This window comes from Gryllotalpicola reticulitermitis, assembly GCF_042651345.1.
Lineage (GTDB): Bacteria > Actinomycetota > Actinomycetes > Actinomycetales > Microbacteriaceae > Gryllotalpicola > Gryllotalpicola reticulitermitis.
This window is the reverse complement of the sequence record NZ_JBHSCN010000010.1, coordinates 1-1,350: the sequence shown is the minus strand read 5'-3', so window position 1 is coordinate 1,350 and position 1,350 is coordinate 1. Positions and strand designations below refer to the sequence as shown.

The 1,350-nt window shown below is 65.0% G+C and carries 1 protein-coding gene; it reads right to left on the bottom strand.

Going from position 1 to position 1,350, the window contains the following annotated elements; all coding sequences use genetic code 11:
- Nucleotides 1–39 precede the first annotated feature (39 nt).
- The gene (locus tag ACFOYW_RS16420) at nucleotides 40–1,278 is read right to left on the bottom strand and encodes an IS256 family transposase (RefSeq protein WP_390231446.1); all 1,239 of its coding nucleotides are present in this window, start codon (nucleotides 1,276–1,278) and stop codon (nucleotides 40–42) included.
- Nucleotides 1,279–1,350: the final 72 nt, after the last annotated feature.

Here is a 1,350-nt window from a genome sequence, read left to right as displayed (position 1 = left end):
GGGTCTGTCCGATGAACGGTGTTTCTGGGCTGGCGGTCATTAGTTGATGCGGCCCTCGAAAGCGATCGCGAACGCGTTCAGCGCCGGCTTCCATCTCGTGGCCCAGCGTGCACGCCCGCGCCCGGTCGGGTCAAGCGAGCGGGTCACGAGGTAGAGGCACTTCAGCGCGGCGGCGTCGTTCGGGAAGTGGCCTCGAGCCCTGACTGCGCGGCGATAGCGGGCGTTGAGCGACTCGATGGCGTTCGTCGAGCAGATGACTCGTCGGATCTCGACGTCCCAGTCCAGGAATGGGACGAACTCGCTCCAGGCGTTCTGCCAGAGCTTCGTGATCGCCGGGTACTGGGCACCCCATTTCGCGTCGAACTCCCGGAACCGCTCGGCTGCTGCCACTTCGGTCGGGGCGGTGTAGACGGGGCGCAGGTCTTTGCCCATCTCCTCCCAGTAGTGCCGGGACGCGAAGCGGAACGTGTTGCGGATCAGGTGGATGACGCAGGTCTGCACCGTCGCGAGCGGCCAGGCCGTGTTGATCGACTCCGGCAGCCCCTTGAGCCCGTCGCAGACGACGATGCACACGTCTTCCACGCCGCGGTTCTTGATCTCGGTCAGCACGCCGAGCCAGAACTTCGCGCCCTCCCCACCATCGCCGGCCCAGATCCCGAGGATGTCGCGTTCCCCGTTCACGGTGACGCCGACGGCGATGTAGAACGGCTTGTTGCGCACCTGCCCGTCCCTCACCTTCACCACGAGAGCGTCGATGAAGACAACCGGGTAGACGCGATCCAACGGCCGGTTGGCCCAGTCCGTCATCTCCTCGATGACCTTGTCCGTGATCCGGGAGATCGTGTCTTTCGAGACCTGCGCCCCGTACACGTCGTCGAAGTGCGCCGCGACCTCCCCGGTGGTCAGCCCGCGCGCGGTCAGCGACAGCACGATCTCATCGACCCCGGTCAGCCGTCGCTGCCGCTTCTTGACGATCTTCGGCTCGAACGACCCATCGCGGTCCCTCGGCACGTCGATCTGGACAGGGCCGACCTCGGTGAGCACCGTCTTGGACCTCGTGCCGTTGCGGATGTTCCCACCCTCGGAGAGCTGATGCTTCTCATGGCCGAGGTGCTCGGTCAGCTCCACCTCGAGCGCGCTCTCCAGCACCCGCTTCGTCAGCCCGTTCAACAGCCCATCCGGGCCCAGCAGATCGACGCCTTGTTCCTTCGCTTGCCTCAGCAACTGCTCCGCGAGTTGCTGCTCATCGATGATCTCCCCGGTCACAGGATCGATCATCTCGGTCGTGTCCATCACGGCCTGTTCCTTCCAGTCAGGCCACCCCAGAAACACCGGAAATCAGACAGTCCC

What these genes read in the sequence shown, in the direction of transcription:
- ACFOYW_RS16420 (WP_390231446.1), bottom strand. Translation starts at nt 1,278, where the DNA reads ATGATCGATCCTGTGACCGGGGAGATCATCGATGAGCAGCAACTCGCG.